At 71.1% G+C, this 24,859-nt stretch carries 19 protein-coding genes; 5 read left to right on the forward strand and 14 right to left on the reverse strand.

The genetic code is table 11. The annotated features are described in order from the left end of the window. Window positions 1-15: 15 nt before the first annotated feature. The 6 genes from ftsH to nsdA all read right to left on the reverse strand — a co-directional run bounded on the left by ftsH (window position 16) and on the right by nsdA (window position 9,848). Window positions 16-1,944 carry an ATP-dependent zinc metalloprotease FtsH gene (ftsH, locus tag ACZ6JY_RS26645; RefSeq protein WP_469199625.1) on the reverse strand — a complete coding sequence of 643 codons (1,929 nt, stop codon included), beginning with the start codon at window positions 1,942-1,944 and terminating at the stop codon, window positions 16-18. 143 nt (window positions 1,945-2,087) lie between these two features. Further along, window positions 2,088-3,641: a signal recognition particle protein gene (gene ffh, locus ACZ6JY_RS26650; RefSeq protein WP_469199627.1), complete on the reverse strand. Its 1,554-nt coding sequence runs from the start codon at window positions 3,639-3,641 to the stop codon at window positions 2,088-2,090. A 191-nt stretch (window positions 3,642-3,832) separates the two neighbouring features. Next, a complete protein-coding gene (locus ACZ6JY_RS26655) occupies window positions 3,833-6,301 on the reverse strand; it encodes a [protein-PII] uridylyltransferase (RefSeq protein WP_469199629.1) in 2,469 nt (822 codons plus the stop codon). A 77-nt stretch (window positions 6,302-6,378) separates the two neighbouring features. Further along, entirely contained in the window at window positions 6,379-6,717 is a 339-nt protein-coding gene (locus tag ACZ6JY_RS26660) for a P-II family nitrogen regulator (protein ID WP_447040240.1), read from the reverse strand. Next, window positions 6,714-8,072 (reverse strand): ammonium transporter, encoded by a 1,359-nt coding sequence (locus tag ACZ6JY_RS26665; protein ID WP_469199631.1) that lies wholly within the window; start codon window positions 8,070-8,072, stop codon window positions 6,714-6,716. Before ACZ6JY_RS26665 ends, ACZ6JY_RS26660 begins: the two co-directional genes overlap by 4 nt. A gap of 303 nt (window positions 8,073-8,375) precedes the next feature. Beyond that, the gene (gene nsdA, locus ACZ6JY_RS26670) at window positions 8,376-9,848 is read right to left on the reverse strand and encodes a transcriptional repressor NsdA (RefSeq protein ID WP_469199633.1); all 1,473 of its coding nucleotides are present in this window, start codon (window positions 9,846-9,848) and stop codon (window positions 8,376-8,378) included. Window positions 9,849-10,285: 437 nt separating this feature from the next. Here nsdA and ACZ6JY_RS26675 point away from each other — a divergent pair, with 437 nt between their 5' ends. After that, window positions 10,286-10,945: a bifunctional DNA primase/polymerase gene (locus tag ACZ6JY_RS26675; RefSeq protein WP_469199635.1), complete on the forward strand. Its 660-nt coding sequence runs from the start codon at window positions 10,286-10,288 to the stop codon at window positions 10,943-10,945. A gap of 126 nt (window positions 10,946-11,071) precedes the next feature. On the opposite strand, the gene ftsY is transcribed toward ACZ6JY_RS26675, so the two are convergent. After that, window positions 11,072-12,292: a signal recognition particle-docking protein FtsY gene (ftsY, locus tag ACZ6JY_RS26680; RefSeq protein ID WP_447040236.1), complete on the reverse strand. Its 1,221-nt coding sequence runs from the start codon at window positions 12,290-12,292 to the stop codon at window positions 11,072-11,074. 198 nt (window positions 12,293-12,490) lie between these two features. Between ftsY and ACZ6JY_RS26685 the strand changes: the two genes are divergently transcribed. Further along, window positions 12,491-13,948 carry a purine-cytosine permease family protein gene (locus ACZ6JY_RS26685; RefSeq protein WP_469199637.1) on the forward strand — a complete coding sequence of 486 codons (1,458 nt, stop codon included), beginning with the start codon at window positions 12,491-12,493 and terminating at the stop codon, window positions 13,946-13,948. A gap of 113 nt (window positions 13,949-14,061) precedes the next feature. Further along, window positions 14,062-15,045, forward strand: a complete 984-nt coding sequence (locus ACZ6JY_RS26690; RefSeq protein ID WP_469199639.1) for an LLM class flavin-dependent oxidoreductase — start codon at window positions 14,062-14,064, stop codon at window positions 15,043-15,045. Between the two features lie 51 nt (window positions 15,046-15,096). Here ACZ6JY_RS26690 and ACZ6JY_RS26695 read toward each other — a convergent pair whose 3' ends face one another. The 4 genes from ACZ6JY_RS26695 to ACZ6JY_RS26710 form a co-directional block, all read right to left on the reverse strand. After that, on the reverse strand, window positions 15,097-16,521 hold the full coding sequence (locus ACZ6JY_RS26695) for a sugar porter family MFS transporter (RefSeq protein ID WP_469199642.1): 1,425 nt from the start codon (window positions 16,519-16,521) through the stop codon (window positions 15,097-15,099). Window positions 16,522-16,724: 203 nt separating this feature from the next. Further along, window positions 16,725-20,276: a chromosome segregation protein SMC gene (gene smc / locus ACZ6JY_RS26700; RefSeq protein WP_469199644.1), complete on the reverse strand. Its 3,552-nt coding sequence runs from the start codon at window positions 20,274-20,276 to the stop codon at window positions 16,725-16,727. 220 nt (window positions 20,277-20,496) lie between these two features. Further along, on the reverse strand, window positions 20,497-20,700 hold the full coding sequence (locus ACZ6JY_RS26705; RefSeq protein ID WP_447040231.1) for a hypothetical protein: 204 nt from the start codon (window positions 20,698-20,700) through the stop codon (window positions 20,497-20,499). Window positions 20,701-21,104: 404 nt separating this feature from the next. Then, window positions 21,105-21,386, reverse strand: a complete 282-nt coding sequence (locus ACZ6JY_RS26710; protein WP_447040230.1) for an acylphosphatase — start codon at window positions 21,384-21,386, stop codon at window positions 21,105-21,107. A gap of 129 nt (window positions 21,387-21,515) precedes the next feature. Between ACZ6JY_RS26710 and ACZ6JY_RS26715 the strand changes: the two genes are divergently transcribed. Together ACZ6JY_RS26715 and ACZ6JY_RS26720 are read left to right on the forward strand one after the other, a co-directional pair. Beyond that, complete coding sequence (locus ACZ6JY_RS26715; RefSeq protein WP_469199646.1) at window positions 21,516-22,397, forward strand: CAP domain-containing protein; 882 nt, start codon at window positions 21,516-21,518, stop codon at window positions 22,395-22,397. A 98-nt stretch (window positions 22,398-22,495) separates the two neighbouring features. Beyond that, window positions 22,496-22,879, forward strand: coding sequence for a winged helix-turn-helix transcriptional regulator (locus tag ACZ6JY_RS26720; protein ID WP_469199648.1), 384 nt, complete (start codon window positions 22,496-22,498; stop codon window positions 22,877-22,879). Here the strand turns inward: ACZ6JY_RS26720 and mutM are convergent. From mutM to rpmF, 3 genes are all read right to left on the reverse strand, one after another. Further along, entirely contained in the window at window positions 22,852-23,712 is an 861-nt protein-coding gene (gene mutM, locus ACZ6JY_RS26725) for a bifunctional DNA-formamidopyrimidine glycosylase/DNA-(apurinic or apyrimidinic site) lyase (protein WP_469199650.1), read from the reverse strand. The genes ACZ6JY_RS26720 and mutM overlap by 28 nt on opposite strands. Before the next feature lie 140 nt (window positions 23,713-23,852). After that, window positions 23,853-24,677: a ribonuclease III gene (gene rnc, locus ACZ6JY_RS26730; protein WP_469199652.1), complete on the reverse strand. Its 825-nt coding sequence runs from the start codon at window positions 24,675-24,677 to the stop codon at window positions 23,853-23,855. A 7-nt stretch (window positions 24,678-24,684) separates the two neighbouring features. Next, window positions 24,685-24,858: a 50S ribosomal protein L32 gene (rpmF, locus tag ACZ6JY_RS26735; RefSeq protein ID WP_003965982.1), complete on the reverse strand. Its 174-nt coding sequence runs from the start codon at window positions 24,856-24,858 to the stop codon at window positions 24,685-24,687. Between the last annotated feature and the right edge of the window lies 1 nt (window position 24,859).

Raw genomic sequence — 24,859 nt, forward strand, 5'->3', positions numbered from 1 at the left:
CACTCTACGTAGACATCAGGTACCGCCCTTGACCACCCTGGTGATGCCCGCGACCCGGTAGGCGTGTGCCTCCTCCAGGGTCTCGTTCTCCAGCAGCGCCGCGGCCAGCGCGTCGAGCCGGTCGCGGTGGTCGCGAAGCTGGCGGCAGGCGCTCTCGTAGCACTGGTCGACGATCCGCCGCATCTCACCGTCGATCGTGTCGAGGGTCTCCGGGGCGGCCGCGAGCCCGTAGGCCTGCTGGGCGTCGCTCGGGAGCGCGGAGAAGCGGCCGACGCGCTCGCTCATGCCCCAGCGGCCGACCATGCCGCGCGCGATGTTGGTGACCTGTTCCAGGTCGTTCTCGGCACCGGTGGTGATGACTCCGTAGACGACGTGTTCGGCGGCCATGCCCCCTAGAGCACCGATGATGCGACCACGGAGGTAGTCCTCGGTGTACGCGTACTTGTCGGAGTCCGGGGTGGACAGGGTGACGCCGAGGGCACGGCCGCGCGGCACGATCGTGATCTTGCGGACCGGGTCGGCGCCGGGCTGCAACATGCCGAGCAGCGCGTGGCCGCTCTCGTGGTACGCCGTGCGTCTGCGCTCCTCCTCCGGCATGACCAGCGGCCGCTCAGCGCCGAGCTGGACCTTCTCCATGGCTTCGGAGAGGTCGGACTGCGTGACCGTGCGCTGCTTGCGCTTGACGGCGATGAGGGCGGCTTCGTTGGCGAGGTTGGCGAGCTCCGCGCCGGTCATGCCCGGGGTCGTACGGGCGACCTGGGCGAGGTCGACGTCGCCGGCCAGCGGGATGGCCCGCGTATGGATCCTGAGGATCGCCTCGCGTCCGCCGCGGTCGGGGGGCGAGACGTTGACGACGCGGTCGAACCGCCCCGGCCGGGTGAGCGCCGGGTCGAGGACGTCCGCGCGGTTGGTGGCGGCGAGCACGATGACGCCCTCCGCCCCCGAGAAGCCGTCCATCTCGGTGAGGATCTGGTTCAGGGTCTGCTCACGCTCGTCGTGACCGCCCATCCCTCCGCCGCCACCCCGCGAGCGGCCGATGGTGTCGATCTCGTCGATGAAGATGATCGACGGCGCGACCTTGCGGGCCTCGGTGAAGAGTTCCCGTACCCGCGAGGCGCCCACGCCGACGATCATCTCGATGAACTCCGACGCGGAGGCCGAGAAGAAGGGCACTCCCGCCTCGCCCGCGACGGCACGGGCGAGCAGCGTCTTGCCCGTGCCGGGCGGCCCGGCGAGCAGCACGCCGCGGGGCATCTTGGCGCCCATGGCGCGGTAGTCGTCCGGGTTCTTGAGGAAGTCGACGACGTCGTTGAGCTCGCCCTCGACCTCGTCGATGCCCGCGACGTCCTCGAAGGTCGTCCGCTTGGCGCCGGACTCGATCTCGACCGGCTTGGGCGGGGTCTTGCGCCCGAGCATGCCGCCGCCCATGCCCGCGCGCATGCGCCGCGCGATGAAGATCCACAGGACGACGAGCAGCAGCATGGGGGCGAGCGAGATCAGCAGGTTCGAGAGGAAGCTGCGCTCCTGGACCACGGGTTCGGCGGTGACGGTGACGTCGTGCTTGGTCAGGTCGTCCCAGAGCTTGTCGTCGGCGAAGGCCGGCCGCTGGGTGGTGAACTTGGTGTACTTGCCCTTGCCGTCGCCCGGCTTGTCCTGCTCCTTCTTGAGCTGCCCCTGGATCGCGTCGCCCTTGGAGTAGATCTTCGTGACGTTGCCGGCGTCGACCTGCTTGCTGAACTCCGTGTACGAGATGGTCGGCTCGTCGCCGTCGCTGAAGAAGCTCAGCACGATGTTGGCGATGAGGTAGACGATCAGGGCCGTCAGGATGAGGCCGCCCCAGCCGCCCGGCATCTTCCTCTTCGGCGGCGTGGGCTCGGGCGAGGGCGCGCCCTCGGAGCGCCACGGCTTGTCGGGCGCCCGGTCCGGCGACACGGGGTTGCTCATATCCGGACGTTACGACACATACGTTCTGCGGGCACCTGCTTCCGGCAGGCCCCTTGCCCCTTGGCGCCGGGAAACGCCTGAGGGCGCCTCCGGAACCGGAGGCGCCCTCAGGCGGCGCGGAAGGCGTACGGGACGCCGCGCGCTCAGCCCATGAACTTCTTGAACTCGTCCGGCAGCTCGAAGTCCTGCCCGGCCGGGGCGCCCGGCAGGCCGAGGGCGGACCCCGCCTGGCCGGCGGCCTCGCGGCGGGCCGCGGCCTCCTGCTCCTCCTGCTTGCGCTTCATCGGGTTGCCGGACTTCCGCTTGCCCTTGGCCTGCTTCTGCTTCTTCTTCTGCTTGCCGGCGCCACCGCCCATGCCCGGCATCCCGGGCATACCCGGCATGCCGCCGCCCTGGGCCATGCGGGACATCATCTTGCGCGCCTCGAAGAACCGCTCGACGAGGTTCTTCACGGCGCTGACCTCGACGCCGGAACCCTTGGCGATACGGGCACGCCGGGAGCCGTTGATCAGGGTCGGCTCGTGGCGCTCGGCCGGCGTCATCGACTTGATGATGGCGGCGGTGCGGTCGACGTCACGCTCGTCGAGGTTGGCGATCTGGTCCTTGATCTGCCCCATGCCGGGCATCATCCCGAGCAGCTTGCTGATGCTGCCCATCTTCCTGACCTGCTCCATCTGGGCCAGGAAGTCGTCGAGCGTGAAGTCCTTGCCCTTGCTGCTCGCCAGCTTGGAGGCCATCTGCTCGGCCTCTTGCTGGGAGAAGGTCTGCTCGGCCTTCTCGATGAGCGTGAGCATGTCGCCCATGCCGAGGATGCGGGACGCCATGCGGTCCGGGTGGAACGCGTCGAAGTCGTCCAGCTTCTCGCCGTTGGAGGCGAACATGATCTGACGCCCGGTGACCTGCGCGATCGACAGTGCGGCACCACCGCGGGCGTCGCCGTCCAGCTTGGAGAGCACCACGCCGTCGAAGCCGACGCCGTCGCGGAAGGCCTCCGCCGTGTTGACGGCGTCCTGGCCGATCATGGCGTCGACGACGAAGAGGACCTCGTCCGGGCTGACCGCGTCGCGGATGTCCGCGGCCTGCTGCATCAGCTCCTGGTCGATGCCGAGGCGTCCCGCGGTGTCGACGATGACCACGTCGTGCTGCTTGGTCCGCGCGAACTCGATGGAGTCCTTGGCGACCTGCACCGGGTCGCCCACGCCGTTGCCCGGCTGGGGGGCGTAGACGCCGACGCCCGCGCGCTCGGCGACGACGCTGAGCTGGTTGACGGCGTTGGGGCGCTGGAGGTCGCAGGCGACCAGGAGGGGCGTGTGGCCCTGTCCCTTCAGCCACAGGCCGAGCTTGCCCGCGAGGGTCGTCTTACCGGCACCCTGCAGACCCGCGAGCATGATGACGGTCGGGGGCGTCTTGGCGAACCGCAGGCGTCGCGTCTCGCCGCCGAGGATGCCGACGAGCTCCTCGTTGACGATCTTGATGACCTGCTGGGCGGGGTTGAGGGCCTGGGAGACCTCGACGCCGGCCGCGCGCTCCTTGATCTGCTTGATGAAGGCGCGGACGACGGGGAGGGCCACGTCGGCCTCGAGCAGGGCGATGCGGATCTCGCGCGCGGTGGCGTCGATGTCCGCCTCGGACAGACGGCCCTTGCCCCGGAGGTTCTTGAATGTCGCTGCGAGGCGGTCGGAGAGAGTATCGAACACGGCGGTCGCGAATCCTCGGGTCGAAGGGGGCACCCCCTGCTCCGGCGAGGCCGGGAACTCGGGGGAGGGTGACAGGTCGCCCTCCAGGGTATCTGCCACGGGTCAGTGCCTGGGGCTCTGGGCGGTTCTTCCCCCGAGGCCGCACCTCGCCTCTCCCGGACGGTTCCCCGCGGCTGTCCTCCACGGCAGCGTCAGGCGGGTGCGCCCCGCAGTGCCGCCTCCACTCCCCGTGCGACCCCCGCCGCTCCCTCCCCCGCCAGCGGCAGGCCGTCCAGGCCCGTCACGTAGAAGGCGTCGACCGCGTTCGCACCCAGCGTCGAGACGTGGGCGCTTCTCACCCGTACGCCCGCCTCCTCCAGCGCCCGGCCGATGCGGTGCAGCAGCCCGGGAGCGTCCTGGGCCCGGACCTCGATGACCGTGGCGAGGCGGGAGGCCGTCGGGGCCACCGTGACGCGGGGCGGCGGTGCGACCGTGCCGCGGCGGCGGGGGTAGGCGGCGTCCCGTTCCGCGAGGCGGCCCGCGATGTCGAGCGAGCCTTCGAGCGCCCGCACCAGATCGGCCCTGAGCCGCGACGCCTGCGGCAAGGACCCGTACTCCGCGGCGACCCGCCAGCTCAGCAGCAGTACGGAGGCGTCGATGCCGGACGGCAGCGGCACCTCCCGCAGCTCCGCCGTGCGCACCGCGAGCCGGTGCAGCGCGAGCACCCCGGCCACGGCGGACAGCACCCCCGGCTGCTCGGGCACGGCCACGACCAGCTCCACGCCGAGCGCCTCCTCCTCCGAGGGCCGCAGCGCGAGCACCGGGCCGCCCGTGCGGAACGCCTCCATGCCGAGCCGCTCCTGCTCCGCCGAGGGCGCGGCCCCGCCCGCGGTCCCGCCCGCCGACGCACCGTCCACCGACGCGCCGTCCGGCTCGTCGCCGGAGAGCACCGCGTCCACCCGCTTGACCAGGTCGGCGACGAGCGCGCCGCGCCACGCGGACCAGGCCGCGGGCCCGGTGGCCAACGCGTCCGCCTCGGTCAGCGCGTGCAGCAGCTCCAGCGTCCCCGCGGAACCGACGGCCTCGGCGACACCTCGTACCGTCGCCGGATCGTCGAGGTCACGTCGCGTGGCCGTCTCGACGAGCAGCAGGTGGTGGCGTACGAGACGGGCGAGGACGGCCACGTCGGCGGGGTCGAAGCCGATCCTGGCCGCGACGTCCCGCGCGATGGTCTCCCCGGCCACGGAGTGGTCCCCGGGCCAGCCCTTGCCGATGTCGTGCAGCAGGGCCGCCACGAGGAGCAGGTCGGGGCGGCCCACCCGCCGCGTCAGCTCGGCGGCCCGTACCGCCGTCTCCACGAGGTGCCGGTCGACCGTCCAGGTATGGACGGCGTTGCGCTGCGGCCGGCACCGCACCCGCTCCCAGTCGGGCAGGAGCCGGGTGATGAGCCCCTCCGCCTCCAGCGCCTCCCAGACCTGCACGGTCGGCCGCCCGGCGCCGAGGAGCGTCACGAGCTGTTCCCGCGCCTCGGCGGGCCACGGCGTGGGCAGGGGCCGCGCGGAGGCGGCGAGACGGCGTACGGCGTGCAGGGACAGCGGCAGCCCGGCCTGCGCGGCGGCCGCGGCGGCCCGCAGCGGCAGGACCGGGTCGCGCTCGGGCCGCGCGGCGCGGGCGAGCACGGCCTCCCCGTCCTGTTCCACGACCCCCTCGGCCAGCGGCGTCCGCTCGGCCGCGGCCCTGCCGCCGCCCAGGACGGCCCGCAGCCGTGGCCGCACGGCCCTGGCCCGCAGTACGCGGCCGACCTCGCGCCAGGTGACGTCACCGGCGTAGGAGACGACGCGGGCGGCCTCGTACACCTGGCGCAGCAGTGTGTCGGCGTCCAGCAGGTCGAGCCCGGCGGCCACCTGGTCCTGCTCCTGGAGGGCGAGCCGGTCGGTGGCCCGTCCCGTGACGAGGTGCAGCGCGTCGCGGACGTCGAGCAGCCGCCGCTGGGCGTCGGCGAGGCCCTCGCGCGGGGCGTCGGCGAGCCAGGAGGCGGCGACGGCACGCAGTGCGGTGAGGTCCCGCAGCCCGCCCCTGGCCTCCTTGAGGTCGGGTTCGAGCAGGTGGCCGAGCTCGCCGTGGCGCTCGGCCCGTTCCTCGCACAGCTCGCGCAGCTCGGGCAGCCGCTTGGGCGCCTGGTTGCGCCAGTCGGCGAAGACGGCGGCCCGCAGGCCGGCGGTCAGCCCCGCGTCGCCCGCGATGTGCCGCGCGTCGAGCAGCCCGAGGTGGACCTTGAGGTCCTCGGCGGCGGTCCTGCGGGCCTGGGACGGCGTGCGCACGGAGTGGTCGAGGGCGATCCCGAGGTCCCAGACGGGGTACCAGAGGCGGTCGGCGAGGGCGGCCACCCGCGCGGCGTCGGCGCTGCCGTCGTGGAGCAGGAGCAGGTCCAGGTCGCTGCGCGGCGAGAGTTCGCCGCGGCCGTATCCGCCGACCGCGACGAGCGCGGCGCCCCGGGGCACGCCCTCGGGGCCGCCGCCGGCCACGAAGAGCCCGGTGAGCCAGTCGTCGGTGAGGCCGGAGAGGGCGAAGCGGCGCGGCGGCCCGGACCGCGGCTCCTCGTTGAGGAGCCGCAGCCGGGCCGCCGCGTAGCCGCTGGGTCCGGAGTCTTCCGCTTCTGTTCGTACGTCCATGCCCGTCACCCGGCAGCTCCTGTCCAGTCCCGCTCGATCCTGATCGGTCCCGCTCGGTTTCGCTCAGTGGCGTGTTCGTTCGCCGGTCAGAGCGCGTCGGGTCCGCGCTCGCCGGTGCGCACCCGCACGGCCGTGTCCACGGGGACGCACCAGACCTTGCCGTCACCGATTTTGCCGGTGCGGGCGGCCTTGACCACGACCTCGATGAGCTGTTCGGCGTCATCGTCCTCGACGAGCACCTCGATACGGATCTTCGGCACGAGGTCCACCGTGTACTCGGCGCCCCGGTAGACCTCGGTGTGTCCGCGCTGGCGGCCGTATCCGCTGGCCTCGGTGACGGTCAGGCCGTGGATGCCGAAGGCCTGGAGCGCCTCCTTGATCTCGTCGAGCCGGTGCGGCTTGACGACCGCGGTGATGAGCTTCATGCGTCCACCTTCTTGTTCCGCTGTGCCTGGTTGTCCGCTGCCGGGGCGGGCGCCGCCGCCGTGCGCGGTGCCGTGCCGCCGCCGGCGCCGCTGAAGTCGTACGCGGTCTCGGCGTGTTCGACCTGGTCGATGCCGGCGACCTCGACATCCTCGCTGACCCGCATCCCGATGGTCCTGTCGATCAGGAGGGCGAGGATCGCGGAGGCGACCAGGGAGTAGGCGAGGACGGCGCCGACGCCCGCGAGCTGCTTCCACAGCTGGGTGAAGGAGTGGTCTCCGTAGAAGAGGCCCGTGGCGTCCGACTGACCGCCGCCGGTGGCGAAGAAGCCGACGAGGATCGAGCCGACGACACCGCCGACGAGGTGGACGCCGATGACGTCGAGGGAGTCGTCGTAGCCGAACCTGAACTTCAGGCCGACCGCCATGGCGCAGAGCAGCCCGGCGATGGCGCCGATGGCGATGGCGCCGAGCGGGGAGCAGGAGCCGCCGGACGGGGTGATGGCGACGAGCCCGGCGACCGCGCCGGAGGCCGCGCCGAGTGTGGTGAAGGCACCGTGGCGGATCTTCTCGTAGACGAGCCAGGCGAGCATGGCGGCGGCGGTGGCGACCTGCGTGTTGAGGAACATGAGGGCGCCCACGCCGTCGTCGTTGCCCAGCCACGATCCGGCGTTGAAGCCGAACCAGCCGAACCACAGCAGGGCCGCGCCGAGCATCACCAGCGGCAGTGAGTGGGGCCGCATCGGGTCCTTCTTGAAGCCGACGCGCTTGCCGATGACCAGGATGACGCCGAGCGCCGCGGCTCCGGCGTTGATGTGCACGGCCGTGCCGCCCGCGAAGTCGATGACGCCGAGTTCGAAGGCCCAGCCGCCGGTGCCCCACACCCAGTGCGCGACGGGGAAGTACACGATCGTGGCCCACAGGGCGACGAAGAGCGCCCAGGCCGTGAACTTCACGCGGTCCGCGAGGGCGCCGCTGATCAGGGCGGGCGTGATGACGGCGAACATCAGCTGGAAGACGGCGAAGACGTAGACCGGGATGGTGTAGCCGTCCCAGAGTTGGTTGACGCCGAGACCACTGAGGCCTACGTAGTCACCGTCCCAGCCGAAGAGGCTGCCGTGGTCGGTGCCGAACGCGACGGAGAAGCCGTAGAGCACCCAGAGGATGGTGACGATGCCCAGGCTGATGAAGCTCATCATCAGCATGTTCAGGGTGCTCTTGACGCGGACCATGCCTCCGTAGAAGAAGGCCAGTCCCGGCGTCATGAGCATCACCAGGGCGGAACAGATGAGCATGAACCCGGTGTTTGCGGCAGACAGCTCGGGGGCGTCTGCGGCGATCGTGATGCCTGGGGGCATCGGCGTCTCCTCGTCGTCGTATGCGGCCGTGCGGCGAAACCTGTGGGGAGGGGTGGGCCTGTTATGCGCCAGACATTGGCGCAGCGCCGTTTCGGCGGGGGCCCCTCGGTGTTTCACCGCAGTGACGAAGAGGTCGTGCGTGTTACGCGTCCATGAACTGCCGGGCCGGGCGGAACGGGCCCGCATACCCTGCGCACGACGCGAGAACCGGCCGCGGCGGCCATCCTGCCTGCCTGGCGCGGGGGAGCCGGGTCGGGCTGTGAGGGATGGGCCTGCCGCGGCCGGAGCCGGTCGTGCCGGACCTCAGACCGCCTCCGCGGTTTCCGGCATCTCGACGGCGAGCCGCTCGGTGATCTGCACGACTTCCGCGACGTCGCCGAAGTCGCGCACGGCGGTGTCGACGGTCTTGCGCAGGCGGGTGTTGACCCGCTCCGAGCGGACCTTCTTGGCGATGTCCAGGGCCTGCCCGGCGAGGACGGTGCTCTGCTCGGGCTCGCGCTGGAGCAGGTGGACGGTGGCCTTGCCGATGAGGTTCAGCGCATACGAACGCTGGTGCTCCTGGTCCTTTCCGAAGAGCTCCACGGCGCGGTCCATGACGGGTCCGGCCAGTGAGGCGTAGGCCGGGCTGCGGCCTGCGACGTAGGCCAGGTCGCGGTACGAGTGGGCGTTCTCGCCGTTCAGCTCGGCCTCGGAGAAGAAGCGGATCCAGTCCGGCTCGGGCTCGTCGAACTCGTCGGCGTCGGCGAAGGTGTCCTCGGCCATGCGCACGGCCCGCTTGCACTTGCCGGGCTGGCCCATGCCCGCGTACGCGCGGGCCTCCATCGCATACAGCATGGCCTGGGTGCGCGGTCCCGCGCAGTCCCGGCTGCCGTACTGCGCGAGGTGGATCAGTTCGAGCGCGTCGTCGGGCCTGCCGAGGTGGATCATCTGGCGGCTCATGCTGGACAGGACGTACGACCCGAGCGGCTTCTCGCCCGCTTCCTTCGCGGCGTGCAGGGCGAGGACGAAGTACTTCTGGGCGGTGGGCTGGAGCCCGACGTCATAGCTCATCCAGCCGGCCAGCTCGGCCAGCTCGCCCGCGACCTTGAACAGGCGCTTGGAGGTGGCCTCGGTCTGGGGCTCCTGAAGCAGGTCCGTCACCTCGTGGAGCTGTCCGACGACGGCCTTGCGGCGCAGCCCGCCGCCGCACTGGGCGTCCCACTGGCGGAACATCACCGTGGTGGACTCCAGGAGGTCCAGCTCCGGCTTGGAGAGCCTGGCCGGGCGGCGCGAGGCGACGGTCTCGAACTCCTCCGGCGGTGTCGACTGCGAGGGCACGAGCCAGCGCTGCATGGGCTCGATGAGGGCGGGGCCCGCGGAGAGCGCGAGCGAGGCGCCGAGGAAGCCGCGGCGGGCGAGCATCAGGTCGCTGCGCGAGAACTCGCTCATCAGCGCCACGGTCTGCGGCCCTGTCCAGGGCAGGTCGACGCCGGAGGAGGCGGGCGTGCGGTGGGCGGCGCGCAGCCCGAGGTCCTCGACGGCGACGACACAGCCGAACCGCTCGGAGAACAGCTCGGAGAGGATGCGCGGAATGGGCTCCCGGGGATTCTCGCCGTCCAGCCAGCGGCGCACGCGCGAGGTGTCGGTGGAGATGTGGTGAGCGCCCAACTGCCGTGCTCTGCGGTTCACCTGGCGGGCCAGCTCGCCCTTCGACCAGCCGCTGCGCACGAACCAGGAGGTGAGCATCTCATTGGGGCGCTTCTCAGCGTTCGCACCGCTTCCGCCATTGCCGCCCACTGGAACGCCCCCAACTCTTGAGACACCTGCGCACCGTCCACGCCGTGCGCTGTCACGCCAAGCCCTAACAGAATGCCGCCTGTCGCGGCCGCCCGTCCGGAGAACGTCACCCCTCGAACAGGAACCCGACTTGCCTCCGGCATACCCACGGGCGATCGAAATCCCAGGGCCGTGTACCGAAAGTAATCCCACGATCACTGCCTCGGCGAGGGCGTTCGCGGAAACGCCACCATTCGCCACCCCTTCGAATGAACTCCCGTGCCGCTACAAGCGATTCACTTGACATAGGACGACTGAAAGTGGGCGGAGTGGAGTGCGCCGGGGCGTGTGTCGCCGTGCGCACAACCCCTGAAACCACCGAGCGCCGCCTTTAGAGCAGAGGGTCACGAACCGATTCCTATACGTAACCGTGGCACGCTCGACCCGTTGGAGGGGGCATGGGCTTCACGATCGGCGGCACCCGGGGGACCGACAGGCCCCGGGCCGGAGCACGACGGCGCGGCCGCACCTCGGACTGCACGGTGGTGGCGGAGTACACGGGCCTGTGGGGCTGGGACGCGGTGCCCGGTGCCCGCGCCCTGGACGGCGCCTGCTCCTGCGGCGCCCCCGACTGCGCCGCACCCGGCGCCCACCCCCTGGGCTTCGCGCAGGAGGTCCCCGCCGGGGCCACGCTGGACGAAGTGGCCAAGGCCTGGGCCGAGTTCCCCGGAGCGGCCGTGCTGCTGCCCGTGGGGCGGGCCTTCGACATCCTGGAAGTGACGGAGTCCGCGGGGCGGCGCGCCCTGGTCCGCCTGGAGCGGATGGGCCTGCCGCTCGGCCCCGTGACGGTCACGCCCGAGGGCCGCGCGCAGTTCTTCGTCGCCCCCGGGGCCGCCGCCGAACTTCCCGGCCTGCTCTACCGCATGGGCTGGGACGACGCGGGCCTCGACCTGCACGGCCTCGGCCCGGGCGAGCACATCACGGCGCCCCCGTCCGACCGCGGCGGCCTCGGCCCGGTGCGCTGGCTGCGCTCCCCCGCGCTGGACTCGGCGACCGCCCCGCCGCAGGCCCGCATCGTCCTCGGCACCCTGGCGTACGTGGTCCACCGCTCGGCCTGACGCACACCCCGGGCCCCGAGAGGCCCGGCGCACACGGAAGGGCCCCCTCGCATCTGCACCATGCGAGGGGGCCCTTCTTCACGTACGAGGGATATGGGCGTACGCGCCCACGAGCAGTACGGCGTCTCAGTCGCCGATGAGCGCGTCCACGAACGCCTCGGGCTCGAACGGCGCCAGGTCGTCCGCGCCCTCGCCCAGGCCGATGAGCTTGACCGGCACGCCCAGTTCCCGCTGGACCGCGACGACGATGCCGCCGCGCGCGGTGCCGTCGAGCTTGGTCAGGACGATGCCCGTGATGTTGACGACCTCGGCGAAGACCCGCGCCTGCACCAGGCCGTTCTGGCCGGTCGTGGCGTCAAGGACGAGCAGGACCTCGTCGAGCGGGGCGTGCTTCTCGACGACGCGCTTGACCTTGCCGAGCTCGTCCATCAGACCCGTCTTGGTGTGCAGCCGGCCCGCGGTGTCGATGAGGACGACGTCCGCGCCCTCCGCGATGCCCTCCTTGACCGCGTCGAACGCGATCGAGGCCGGGTCACCGCCCTCGGGGCCGCGGACCGTGCGGGCGCCCACGCGCTCGCCCCAGGTCTGGAGCTGGTCGGCGGCGGCCGCGCGGAAGGTGTCGGCGGCGCCGAGCAGGACCGAGCGGCCGTCGGCGACGAGGACTCGCGCGAGCTTGCCCGTGGTGGTGGTCTTGCCGGTGCCGTTGACCCCGACGACCATCACGATGCCGGGAGTCTCCAGGCCCGACTCGGTCTTCACTGCGCGGTCGAAGTCCGTGCCGACGAGCGTGAGCAGTTCCTCGCGCAGCAGCGCGCGCAGCTCTTCGGGCGTACGGGTGCCGAGCACCCTGACGCGCTCGCGCAGCCGCTCCACGAGCTCCTGCGTGGGTGCCACGCCGACGTCGGCGGTCAGCAGCGTGTCCTCGATCTCCTCCCAGGTGTCGTCGTCCAGGTGCTCGCGGGACAGCAGCGTGAGCAGTCCCTTGCCGAGCGCGTTCTGCGAGCGGGAGAGCCGGGTGCGCAGCCGGACCAGGCGGCCGGCGGTCGGTTCGGGGGTCTCGATGGCCGGGGCGGCCGGCTCTTCGACGACAAGCTCGTCGACGACCGGAGCCGAGGCCGTCGGCTCGACGAGCGGGAGTTTCACCTCCTCGATCGTTCGGCGCGTTTCGTCGCGCGGCGTCTCGGCCTCGTCGCCGACCTTCGGTTCGGCGGGAGGGGCGGTGATGGTGGGCGCGCTCGACGGGGCGTTCGAGGGCAGCCGCTTCTTCTTGCGGCTGCCGATCACGAGCCCGCCGAGTGCGCCGATCACGACCACGGCGATGACTACAGCAAGGATGACGATTTCCATAACCCGTCCAGTATCGGCCATGGCTCCCTCAGGGGCCCGGTTTGTGGCTTCGTCCAAATAACATAAGCCGTGGGAGGGCACTACTCGGACTAAAGTACGATGGAGCTGCCCGCATCAACGCGCGTAGAGTCCATCGCGATCACCCCCACCGACGGATCGCGACGTTGCGAGCCGAGCGAGAGGCACGGACCCACCCCCATGAGCACCACCGCCGAAACCGAAGGCGCCCTCGAGACGCGCGGCCTTGAGCCCGTCCCGGACTCCGAGCGCACGGGCCGGACCCGCGAGCTCTTCCCCACCTGGGTAGCGGCCAACATCAGCGTTCTGCTGCTCACCATGGGCGCGGGTCTGATCGTCTCCAACGGCCTGAACTTCTGGCAGGTCCTTGTCGTCGCGCTCGTCTCGCCCCTGCTGAGCTACGGCCTGGTCGGGCTGATCTCCATCGCGGGCAAGCGCGGCGGCTCGCCGGGCATGACGCTCTCCCGCGCGGTCTTCGGCCAGCGCGGCAACCTCTTCCCCGGCGCCCTGATCTGGGTCGCTCGCTGGGGCTGGGAGACGATCAACGCGGTCACGGGCGCGTACGCGATCATCACCGTCCTGAACATCTGCTTCGACGTCGAGTCCAGCACCTGGCTGACCGTCGTGACGCTGGTCGCCTTCGTCACCTGCACGTTCCTGATCAGCGGCCTCGGCCGGAAGATCCTGCACATCTGCAGCACGTGGTCGACGTACGCCTTCGGTGCCTTCAGCGTGCTCGTACTGGTCTATCTCCTCGCCGAGACCGACTGGTCCGCCGTCTTCGACAAGCCCGCGGGCTCCACCGCGATGATGGTCGCGGGCGTCGGCACGATCGCCGCGGGCGGCATCAGCTGGGTCCCGACCGGCCCGGACTTCACCCGCTACCTGCCGCGTACGGCGTCCAGCAAGCCGCTGGTCGGCCACGCGGTCGGCGGCGCCGGCATCGTCGTCGTCCCGATGGTCCTGATGGGCGCCGTCATGGCGGTCTCCGCGCCGAAGCTCTCCTCGGCCCAGGACCCGGTCTCCTTCCTCGGCTCGCTGCTCCCGACGTGGATCGCGGTGCCGTACCTGATCATGGCCCTGATCGGCATGCTCCTGATCAACTCGATGTCCATGTACTCCGCGGGCTTCACCGCCATGACGCTCGGCATCAAGGTCCCGCGCGCGTGGGCCGTCAGTGTGAACGCGGTCATCAGCCTGATCTTCGGCTACATCCTGATGAACGTGGCGACGAGCTTCATGGGTTCGTTCATCTCCTTCCTCACGCTGCTCGCGGTCGCGTTCTCCGCCTGGATCGGCGTCTTCGGCGTCGACATGCTGCGCCGCAAGACGTACGACGGCGAGGCCCTGATGGACACCAAGCGCACCAGCGCCTACTGGTACAAGGCGGGCTTCGCCTGGCAGGCCATGGCCGCGTGGGCGCTCGCCCTGGTGGCGGGGCTGCTCTTCACCAAGGTCGACTGGTTCAGCGGCCCGCTCGCCACCTCCTGGATCGGCCGCCACGGCCTGGGCTGGCTCGCCACGATCGTCATCTCGGCGGTGCTGTACGCGATCCTGCCGAAGACCCCGCTGGTCGAGAAGGACGCCGCGGCGCCGGGCGGCAAGGGCGACGGTGAGGCCGAGCTGGTCTCGGCCTGACGGGCACCCCGGGCGCCTGATCCTCGCCAACTTCCCCACGAGGCTACCCATCTGACATCGCGTCAACTAACGTCCCCCTTCGCCGCCCACGCACGGTGAAGGGGGACGTTCTCATGCCCGTCACAGTCGTACGCTTCAACCTCGTCGACCCCGCGGCCACACCCGCCGCGCTGAGCGACCGCTACAAAGCCGCCCTGGAGATGTCCACGTACGCGGACGACCGCGGCATCGCCACCATCCAGACCGAGGAGCACCACGGCGCCGAGAACAACTGGCTGCCCTCCCCCTTCGCCTTCGCCGGAGCGGTCTTCGGGGCCACCCGGCGGATCTCCGTGACGGTCTCCGCGGTGATCGGCCCGCTGCACGACCCGCTGCGGCTCGCCGAGGACATCGCCGTACTCGACCTGCTGAGCGGCGGCCGCCTGGTCACCGTGGCGGGCATCGGCTACCGGCCCGAGGAGTACGAGCGGGCCGGCGTCGACTACACGCGCCGCGGCAAGCTCCAGGACGAGCTCCTGGAGACGCTGCTCAAGGCCTGGACCGGCGAGCCCTTCACCTTCCGCGGCCGCACGGTCCGCGTCACCCCGCGCCCCCTGACCCAGCCGCACCCCCTGCTCCTCGTCGGCGGCTCGTCGAAGGCGGCGGCGCGGCGCGCGGCCCGGCTCGGCCTGCCGTTCTTCCCGAGCGCCCACCTCCCCGAGCTGGAGGCGTACTACAACGAGCGGCTCGCGGAGCACGGCACCGAGGGCTGGACGATGATGCCCGCCGCCGAGACCACGCTGCTGCACATCGCCGACGACCCCGAGCGGACCTGGGCGGAGCACGGCGAGCACTTCCTGCACGAGGCCCGCACCTACGCCTCCTGGCAGTCCAAGGACATCCGCTCGGCGGTGCGGTCGGCGGCGACGACGGTCGAGGAGCTGCGCGCCGAGGGCGTCTACCGGGTGCTCACGCCCGAGGAGTGCGTGACGTACGCGAAGGGCGAGACCGGGAGCCTCATCCTGCATCCGCTCTCCGGCGGGATGCCCGTCGACGAGGGCTGGCGCAGCCTGCACCACTTCTGCGAAAACGTACTGCCCCGGCTGAAGGACAAGTGAAGACGAGTCCTTCAGCCGGGGCAGCATCCTGAAGAGGAGGGGCAGCGGGGTTTAGCCCATCTCCTCCAGGGCCTTGCCCTTCGTCTCCTTGACGAACTTCATGACGAAGGGGATCGAGATCGCGGCGAAGGCGCCGTAGATGATGTACGAGCCGGTCAGCGACCACTCGGACATGCTCGGGAAGGTCTTGGTGATCGCGAAGTTGGCGAGCCACTGGGCGGAGGCGGCCACACCGAGCGCGGCGGCGCGGAGCCGGTTCGGGAAGATCTCGCCGAGCAGCACCCAGACGACCACGCCCCAGGACAGGGCGAAGAAGAGCACGAAGATGTTGGCGGCGATGATCGCGACCAGGCCCTGGGCGTTGGGCAGCGAGACGGTGTCACCGGCACCGGTCTTGTACGAGAAGGCCCACGCCATGGTGAACAGGGCGACCGCCATGCCCGCGGAGCCGATGATGGCCAGCGGCTTGCGGCCGATGCGGTCGACGAAGATCATCGCGATGACCGTGCCGATGATGTTCACGATCGAGGTCTCGAACGAGTACAGGAACGAGCTGGACGGGTCCTTGCCGATCGACTGCCACAGCTGGTTCGAGTAGTAGAAGATCACGTTGATGCCGACGAGCTGCTGGAAGACCGAGAGGCCGATGCCGATCCAGACGATCGGCAGGAAGCCGACCTTGCCGAGCAGGTCCTTGAAGGACGGCTTGTGCTCCCTGCGCAGGCCGCGTTCGATCTCGTCGACCCGCGCGTCCAGGTCGATGGCGGTGCCCTCGACCTCGCCGAGCACCTTCTTGGCCTCGGCGTGCCTGCCGGCCGAGACCAGGAAGCGGGGCGACTCCGGGATGATGAAGGACAGCAGCCCGTAGAGGAGCGCCGGGACGACCATGACGCCGAGCATCCACTGCCAGGCCTCCAGGCCCATCAGCTTGCCGCGCTGGTCGCCGTCGGCCATGTTCAGGATGCCCCAGTTGACCAGCTGGGAGACGGCGATGCCGATGACGATGGCCGCCTGCTGGAACGAGGCGAGCCGGCCGCGGTAGGCGGGCGGTGCGACCTCGGCGATGTAGGCCGGGCCGATCACCGAGGCCATGCCGATGCCGATGCCGCCGATGAGGCGCCACATCGTGAGGTCCCAGGCAGCGAAGGGCAGGGAGGAGCCGATGGCGCTCGCCGCGAAGAGCACCGCGGCGATCTGCATGCAGCGGATGCGGCCGATGCGGTCGGCGATGCGTCCGGCGACCGCGGCACCCACGGCACAGCCCAGCAGCGCGGTGGCGATGATCCATCCGAGCGTGTCGGCGTCGACGTCGAAGCGGTGCTGGATGGCGACGGTGGCGCCATTGATCACCGAGCTGTCGTAGCCGAACAGGAAGCCACCCATCGCGGCAGCCGCCGTAATGAAGATGACATGGCCGAGATGGTCCGGATGGGCCTCTCTGGCTCCGGACGCGGGCGCCTTCGATGTGCTGGTCACGTGTACTCCTCGGGCCACCGGCAGCGTCGCCGGGGGTGGGGGCGAGTCATTCAAGTGGCGCACAACTTCACGCCGCCCACCACCTGAAGGTAAAAGCAACGTTGCAGAGACTATGCCTTCAAGTTTCGAAGTCAATAGGGGGGCTGTTGTGAATTTGAGAGCATCTTGGGGGCATGGATGTTCAAGTCTTGAAGCCCAAATGCCTAGCGGAGCCGCTGGCTGATCACCTTGGAGACGCCGTCTCCCTGCATCGAGACGCCGTACAGGGCGTCCGCGACCTCCATCGTGCGCTTCTGGTGCGTGATCACGATGAGCTGCGAGGCCTCCTGCAGCTCCTGCATGATCCGGATCAGGCGCTGGAGGTTGGTGTCGTCGAGCGCCGCCTCGACCTCGTCCATCACGTAGAACGGGCTCGGCCGCGCCTTGAAGATCGAGACGAGCAGCGCCACGGCCGTGAGTGACCGCTCACCGCCCGACAGCAGCGAGAGCCGCTTGACCTTCTTGCCCGGCGGCCTGGCCTCGACGTCCACACCCGTGGTGAGCATGTTGTCGGGGTCGGTCAGGATCAGCCGCCCCTCGCCGCCGGGGAACAGCCGCGAGAAGACACCCTCGAACTCCCTGGCCGTGTCCCGGTACGCCTCGGCGAAGACCTGCTCGACGCGTTCGTCGACCTCCTTGATCACCTGCATGAGGTCGGCCCTGGTCTTCTTCAGGTCTTCCAGCTGCTCGCTGAGGAACTTGTGGCGTTCCTCCAGTGCCGCGAACTCCTCAAGAGCCAGCGGGTTCACCTTCCCGAGCTGCTGATACGCCCGTTCGGCCGACTTGAGCCGCTTCTCCTGCTCGGCGCGGACGAAGGGCACCGGCCTGTTGCGCGGGTGCTCAGGGTCTTCCGGCAGCTCCTCGCCCTCGGCGGGGGGCGAGGGCGGCACGGGCTGACCCGGGCCGTAGTCGGCCACGAGCCCCGCCGGTTCCACACCGAGTTCCTCCAGTGCCTTGGTCTCCAGCTGCTCGATGCGCAGCCGCTTCTCAGCACCTAGTACCTCGCCGCGGTGAACTGAATCAGTCAGCTTGTCCAGCTCCGCCTTGAGATCGCGCCCCTGGTTGCGCTCGGCGGCCAGCTCCCGCTCCCCCACCTCCTTGGCGCGCTCGGCGGCGGCACGTTCCTGCTCGGCCCGGAGCAGGGAGACCTCGATGTGCGCGAGGAGCTGGCGTCCGCCGGCGGCGACGGCCCCGGCGACGGCGGCCTCGTGGCGCAGGCGCGCCTTGCGCTGCTCGGCACGCGCGCGTGCCTCGCGTTCGGCGCGCGCGGCCCGGTCCAGGGAGTCGGCACGCCCCGCGAGTCCCTTCACCCGCTCCTCGTGCGTACGGGCCTGGAGCCGGGCCTCCATCTCGGTCTGCCGGGCGTTGGCCCCGTCGGCGGCCAGGCGGTCGCGCACGGAGGTGTCGGGCTCCTCGTCGGCCGGTGCCTCCTCGGCGACGGCCAGCCGCTCGGCCAGTTCCTCGGCCTCCGCGACGGCCCGCTCCAGCGCGTCCTGCGCCGTGGCCGCCGCCGCGGTGCTGCGCTCGGCCTCGCCCGCCGCGCCCCGCGCCTGCCCGGCGAGCGCCCCGAGCCGCTGGGCGACGGACGACTTCTCCCGGTCGGCGGCCCTGCGCCGCTCCCCCAGCTCCTCCACGAGCGCGGCGGCCCCGCCGCGCCGGTCGGCCGCGTCCCGCTGCGCCCCGGCCAGCTCCTCGCACCGCACGGCGAGCTGTTCCAGCTCTGCGGCGGCCTCGTCCACGGAGGCCTGCACTTCGAGCAGGCTCGGCGCCCCCGCGGAGCCGCCGTGCGCGAAGTGCGCCCCGAGCAGATCGCCCTCCGCGGTGACGGCGGTCAGCTCGGGGTGGGCGTAGACGAGGTCCTCTGCGTCCTCCAGGGTCCCCACGGCGACCGTCCCGCGCAGCAGCCGCCGCACGGCCGGCATCAGCTCCTCGGGACCGCGTACGAGGTCGGCGACGTAGGGCGGGCCCTCGCGCCGCTCCTGGCGCACGCCGTCCGGAGCACCCCCGAGCAGCAGCGCGGCGCGCCCCGCGTCCTGCTTGCGCAGCAGCCGGATGGCCTCGGCGGCGGTGCCGGGACCGCTCACGGCGAGGGCGTCGGCTCCCGCGCCGAGCGCGGCGGCGACCTGCACCTCATGGCCGGGGGCGACCTCCAGGAGTTCGGCGGCCGGGCCGAGCAGACCGGTGAGCTGGTCCTTCGCCGAGAGCAGGGCCCCGGTGCCGTCCTTGCGCCGCAGGCCGAGCGCGAGCGCCTCGTGCCGGGCGGCGACCGCGGCCCGCTTGCGCTCGGCGGCGGTCGCCGCCTCCCGTGCCGCGGAGAGGGCGGCCTCGGCCTCCGCGAGGTCCCGCCGGGCCGCGTCGTGCCGTTCGCCGAGCTCCGCGTCGTCCGCGTCCAGGCCCTCGACCTCGGCCTTGAGCTGCTCGTACTCCTCCTGGGCGGTGACCGCGCGCTCGGCCGCCGCGTCGCGGGCCTCGGCGAGGCGGTCGATCTCGGCCTGGGCGGACGCGGCCCGCGAACGCGCCGCGTTGACCTGTCCGCCGAGCCGCGCGAGGCCCTCCCTGCGGTCGGCGATGGCCCGCGCCACGTCCTTGAGCCTGCGCTCCTCGACCGCGAGGCGCTGTTCGAGATCGGCCCGGTGGGCCACCGTGTCGTCGAGCGCGTGCTCGGCGGCTTCGAGGGCCGCTGTCAGCTCGGCCTCCTGCTCCCGGACGCGGGCGGCCTCGCGCTCCATGTCCTCGGGGTCACGCCCGCGCCGCTCGTCGGGCGGCGTCGCGGTGGCGCTCCTGACCCGGGCGTCGGCCAGCGAGACGGTGCCGCGGACCCGTTCGGCGAGCTGCGACAGTTCGTACCAGGTCTGCTGGGCCCGTTGCAGGCGCGGGGTGAGGCGCCGCACTTCCTCCTCAAGGCGGGCCTCACGCTGGAAGGCCGCTTTCAGTTCGGCCTCGGCGCTGTCCTTGCGCTCCTTGAGGGCGGCTTCGTCGGCGACCTCCGCGTTCAGCGCGTCGCGCAGCTTCACGAGGTCGTCGGCGAGCAGCCGCAGGCGGGCGTCGCGCAGGTCGGCCTGGATGACGGCGGCGCGCCGGGCCACTGCGGCCTGGCGGCCGAGGGGCTTGAGCTGGCGCCGCAGTTCATCGGTGAGGTCCTGCACGCGCGCGAGGTTGGCCTTCATCGCGTCGAGCTTGCGCAGGGCCTTCTCTTTGCGCTTGCGGTGCTTGAGGACGCCCGCGGCCTCCTCGATGAAGGCGCGGCGGCCCATGGGATCGGCGTGCAGGACGCCGTCGAGCTGCCCCTGGCCGACGATGACGTGCATCTCGCGGCCGATGCCGGAGTCGGAGAGCAGCTCCTGGATGTCGAGGAGGCGGCAGGTGTCGCCGTTGATCTGGTACTCGCTGCCGCCGTTGCGGAACATGATCCGCGTGATGGTGACCTCGGCGTACTCGATGGGCAGCGCGCCGTCGGAGTTGTCGATGGTGAGGGAGACCTCGGCGCGGCCGAGCGGTGGCCGCCCGGTGGTGCCGGCGAAGATGACGTCCTCCATCTTGCCGCCGCGCAGGGATTTGGCGCCCTGCTCACCCATGACCCAGCTCAGCGCGTCCACGACGTTGGACTTGCCGGAGCCGTTGGGTCCGACGACGCAGGTGATGCCCGGCTCGAACTTCAGCGTCGTCGCCGACGCGAATGACTTGAAGCCACGCAGGGTCAGGGCCTTGAGATGCACGCCGTCGGACTCTACCTTTCGCCGCCCGTTTCACCGATGAAGGTGCAGGGCACATCAGACGGTAAAGGAAGCGGCGTACGGGGGAACAGAAAGAAGGGACGCCGAAGCGTCCCTTGCAGATCTGGATGCAGGCGGCTGACAGGCCGGCCCGACCACATGCTTACTGGGCGCCTTCCTTCATCTGCGCGGAAGGCCCTGTGTGAGCGTGCTCGAATAGGGGTCAGGTGAGCGCAGGCTCCGCCTGGGGTACGTCGATGCTCTCCAGGAGAGATTCGTGAGAAGCGGCAGCCGCGAGCGCGTCGTTCTCCTGCTGAATCCGAACGAGTTCGGATTCCAGGTCTTGTACGCGCTGCTGGAGCCTTCGCATCTCAGCGAGAAGTCGCGGGTCGCTGCCGCCGACGTAACCGAGAAGCGCCTTTGCCATGATGGATGGTCCTCCACACTGAGTGACCGACCGAAGCGGTGTGGGTCGTGAGGGAATCGCACCCGCCGTGCTTGGCACTCGTTGTTCTGCGGGTCTTGCTGGGCCGTTCTCACATGCCAAACAGCTAAGGTGCGCGGGGCTTTCAGAGTCTCACCAAAAAGTTTGACGGTCAACACGATCACGCCCTGTACCGACGGGCGTCCCGGGGGCGCGCGGCCCGGAAACGGGCGGCGCTGCTTCTCCTGCGGGGCCCCTGGGGGCGTGGAGATCATCCTTACTCGCGGAGCGTGCCACTGCAAGGGGTTCTCGGCAACCACCAGGCTCTTTCTGCCTCGGGCAGTTGCCCGGGACACCCGTCACGGCCCTGCGCGAGACCCGTCCGGGCGCGTCCGCCCGGGTCAGGGTCAGCGGATGGCGAAGGTCTCGTATATGCCACGTGGTGTGTCCCAGATCTCTGTGACGCCATCGACCCGCCCGGGTGTGTCGCCCTCCTGGAGCCAGTCGAGCAGCTTCTGGCAGGCGGCCCGGGGGCCTTCGGCGACCACTTGCACGCGGCCGTCCTCCAGATTGAGAGCAAAACCACTCAGGCCGCCGATCTCCAGCGCCTTGGCACGGGTGAACCAGCGGAAACCCACAGCCTGCACGCGTCCGCGCACCCAGGCGACAAGTCGTACGTCGTCGTTCATGGCTGCACGCTAACCGGCCAATTGCTCCGGGAGCACTTCGTCCCCATCCGCCATCGCGTACAGTCCCGACTCGATGAGCCTCACCCGTATGGGTGAGTCACGTTGATCGCGGGAACGAAAGGCCAGGAGATGGGACGCCACCGACGCTCCGGCGGTGCGCGAGCCGCCGCCACCCCTGACAACCATCCGGGCAGGGCGACGCATCACCGCCGCCGGAACGGGGCATCTGCCCCGGTGCGGACGGGCCTGCTCGGCGTCTCCGCCGCCGTCGCCATGGGCGCCGTGGCGGTCGGTACGGGCGTGCTGCCCGGCGGTGACGGCTTCCGGCTCGGCGGCGACACCGAACCCGGCAAGGTGCGCGCCGCGACCGCTCCGGCCGAGGTGGACGCCCAGGGCGGCTCCGGCACCGGCGTCGACCGCGGGGAACCCTCGCCCAGCCGTGGCTCCGGCCGCGCGCAGGCGCCCTCCCCCACTCCTTCCAAGGCCTCGCCCGAGCCGTCGAGGACGCCGTCCCAGAAGCCATCGACGCGGGCGCCGAAGCCCGACACCGGCAAGGAGTCGACGCCGAGCCCGTCCCGTACGCCGGAGCGCGAGCCGAAGGCGCCCGCCAAGAGCACGCCGTCGCCGTCCGCCGAGAGCGCGGCCGAGACCGCCGTCCTGACGCTGGTCAACGAAGAGCGGGCCAAGGCGGGGTGCCGCCCTGTGACCGCCGACAGCGGGCTCGCCTCACTGGCCGGGCGGTTCAGCACGGACATGGCGGAGCGCGGCTTCTTCGACCACACCGACCCGGACGGCGCGACGCCGTGGGACCGCGCCGAGAGGGCCGGCATAACCGACCTCGGCGGCGAGAACATCGCCCGCGGCCAGGCGAACGCACGGTCCGTGATGGACGCCTGGATGAACAGCTCGGGCCACCGCGCCAACATACTGAACTGCGACTACAAGACCCTGGGCGTCGGCGCGCACTTCGCGTCGGGCGGCCCGTGGTGGACGCAGGACTTCGGCTTCTGACCAGCCGTTCTCACCGCCGGGCCGCTCCCGCGCGGAGCCCGCTTACTTTTGGATAGCGCGAACTTCTGGCCAGCGCTGTCCAGGAGTACGGTGTCTGCATGGTGGATTCCACGGACACGGCGTTCGACGTGTTCTCCCGGCACTGCCCGTCCCGGAGCACGCTGGAGCACGTCACCGGACGCTGGGGGGCGCTCACGCTCGGAGCGCTGCACGACGACACGTTCCGCTTCAACGAACTGCGGCGCCGCGTCGACGGCGTGAGCGAGAAGATGCTCTCCCAGACCCTGCACGCGCTGGAACGCGACGGCCTGGTGCGGCGTGACGCGCAGCCGACCAACCCGCCCCGCGTCGACTATCGGCTCACCCCGCTCGGACGGGAGGTCGCCGAGCGCCTGCTGGCCCTGATCCACTTCGTGGAAGGCCGCCAGGGTGACGTACTCCAGGCGCAGGAGCGTTACGACGCCACGCGCGGCGGCCGCTGACAGCGCGGGCAGAAGTAGCTGGAGCGGTTCATCCAGGGGCGGCGGCGGATCGCCGTGCCGCAGCGGCGGCAGGGCCTCTCCTCACGGCCGTAGGCGTCAAGGGACCGCTCGAAGTAGCCGGATTCGCCGTTCACGTTGACATAGAGGCTGTCGAAGCTGGTGCCGCCGACGGCGAGGGCCTCGTTCATCACGTCGCGCACATGGCCGAGGAGTTCCGCCGTGCGGGGGCGCGTGAAGGTGGCGGTGGGGCGCTCGTAGTGCAGGCGCGCACGCCACAGGGCCTCGTCGGCGTAGATGTTGCCGACGCCGCTGATCAGCGACTGGTCGAGCAGCGCCCGCTTGATCGTCGTACGGCGGCGGCGCAGCGCGAGGTGGAAGGCGTCGTCGTCGAAGGCCGGGTCGAGCGGGTCGCGCGCGATGTGCGCGATGACGTCGGGCAGCCCGTCGGGGGTGTTGTCGTGCAGCGAGAGCCCGCCGAAGGTCCGCTGGTCGACGAAGCGCAGTTCGGTGCCCTGGGCGTCGTCGAACCGCACGCGGATCCGCAGGTGCTTCTCGTCCGGGGCGTCGTGCGGCTGCACGAGGAGCTGACCGCTCATCCCGAGGTGCGCGAGGACCGACTGGGCGGAGTCGGCGAGCGGCAGCCACAGGTACTTGCCGCGCCGCTGGGCGAGCCCGACCCGGTGGCCCCTCAGCCGGGCGCCGAAGTCCTCGCCGCCTGCGATGTGCCTGCGTACGGCACGCGGGTGCAGCACGCGCACCTCGTCCACCACCCGACCGCTGACCCAGCGCTCAAGGCCGCGCCTGACGACTTCGACTTCGGGCAGCTCGGGCACGTGAACACTCCGGTGACGGGTGATGAGTGACGGGTGACGGGTGATGCGTGGGCTGACTGCGGGCGGACGCGCCCGAGGGGCGAAAAGGCTGGTGCCGGCCACCCCGACGGGGCGACCGGCACCAGCCAGTGAAGCGGCTGTCAGGCCGACGGGGCTTCGGCGCCCCCGTCGACCTTCTCGGCAGCGGCGATGACGGCCTGCGCCGCCTTCAACCGCTCGTCCGCGGCGGCGCGAATCGCGCGCCACGCGGACTCCGCGGCCTGCTGCTCCGCTTCCTTCTTGCTGCGGCCGGTGCCGGTGCCGTACGAGACGCCTCCGACGCGGGCGGCAGCAGTAAAGGTCTTCTCGTGGTCGGGTCCGCTCTCCGTGACGAGGTACTCGGGCACGCCGAGGCTCTCCGTCGCGGTGAGCTCCTGGAGACTGGTCTTCCAGTCCAGGCCCGCTCCCAGGTTCGAGGACTTCTCGATCAGCGGGTCGAAGAGCCGGTGTACCAGCTCACCCGCCGCGTCCAGGCCCTGGTCCAGATAGACCGCGCCGATCACCGCTTCCAGGGTGTCGGCGAGGATGGATGCCTTGTCCCTGCCTCCCGTGCCCTCTTCGCCCCGGCCGAGCCGGATGAAGGAGCCGAGTTCGAGGCCACGGCTGACCTCCGCCAGTGCACGCGAGTTGACCACCGCGGCCCGCAACTTGGCCAGCTGGCCTTCGGGCAGGTCGGGGTGGGTGCGATAGAGCGTGTCCGTGACGACGAGGCCGAGCACGGAGTCCCCGAGGAACTCCAGCCGCTCGTTCGTCGGCAGGCCGCCGTTCTCGTACGCGTACGAACGGTGGGTCAGCGCACGCACCAGAAGGGCGGACTCGAGCTTGTACCCGAGCCGCCCTTCCAGAAGCGTGTGGGACGAGGCCGTGGTCTCCGCCAGTTTCTTGGCGTCTTCCGCCTTCTTGGGGCTAGACACGGTGCCTCTCACCAGCCGCTCAGACCTCGAGGACCTGGCGCTTGTTGTACGTGCCGCAGCTCGGGCACGCGATGTGCTGCAGCTTGGGCTCCTGGCAACGCTCACACGAAACCAGAGTGGGGACCGCAGCCTTCCACTGCGACCGGCGGTGGCGCGTGTTGCTGCGCGACATCTTCCGCTTCGGAACAGCCACG

It is taken from the genome of Streptomyces sp. NPDC046335, from assembly GCF_055587985.1.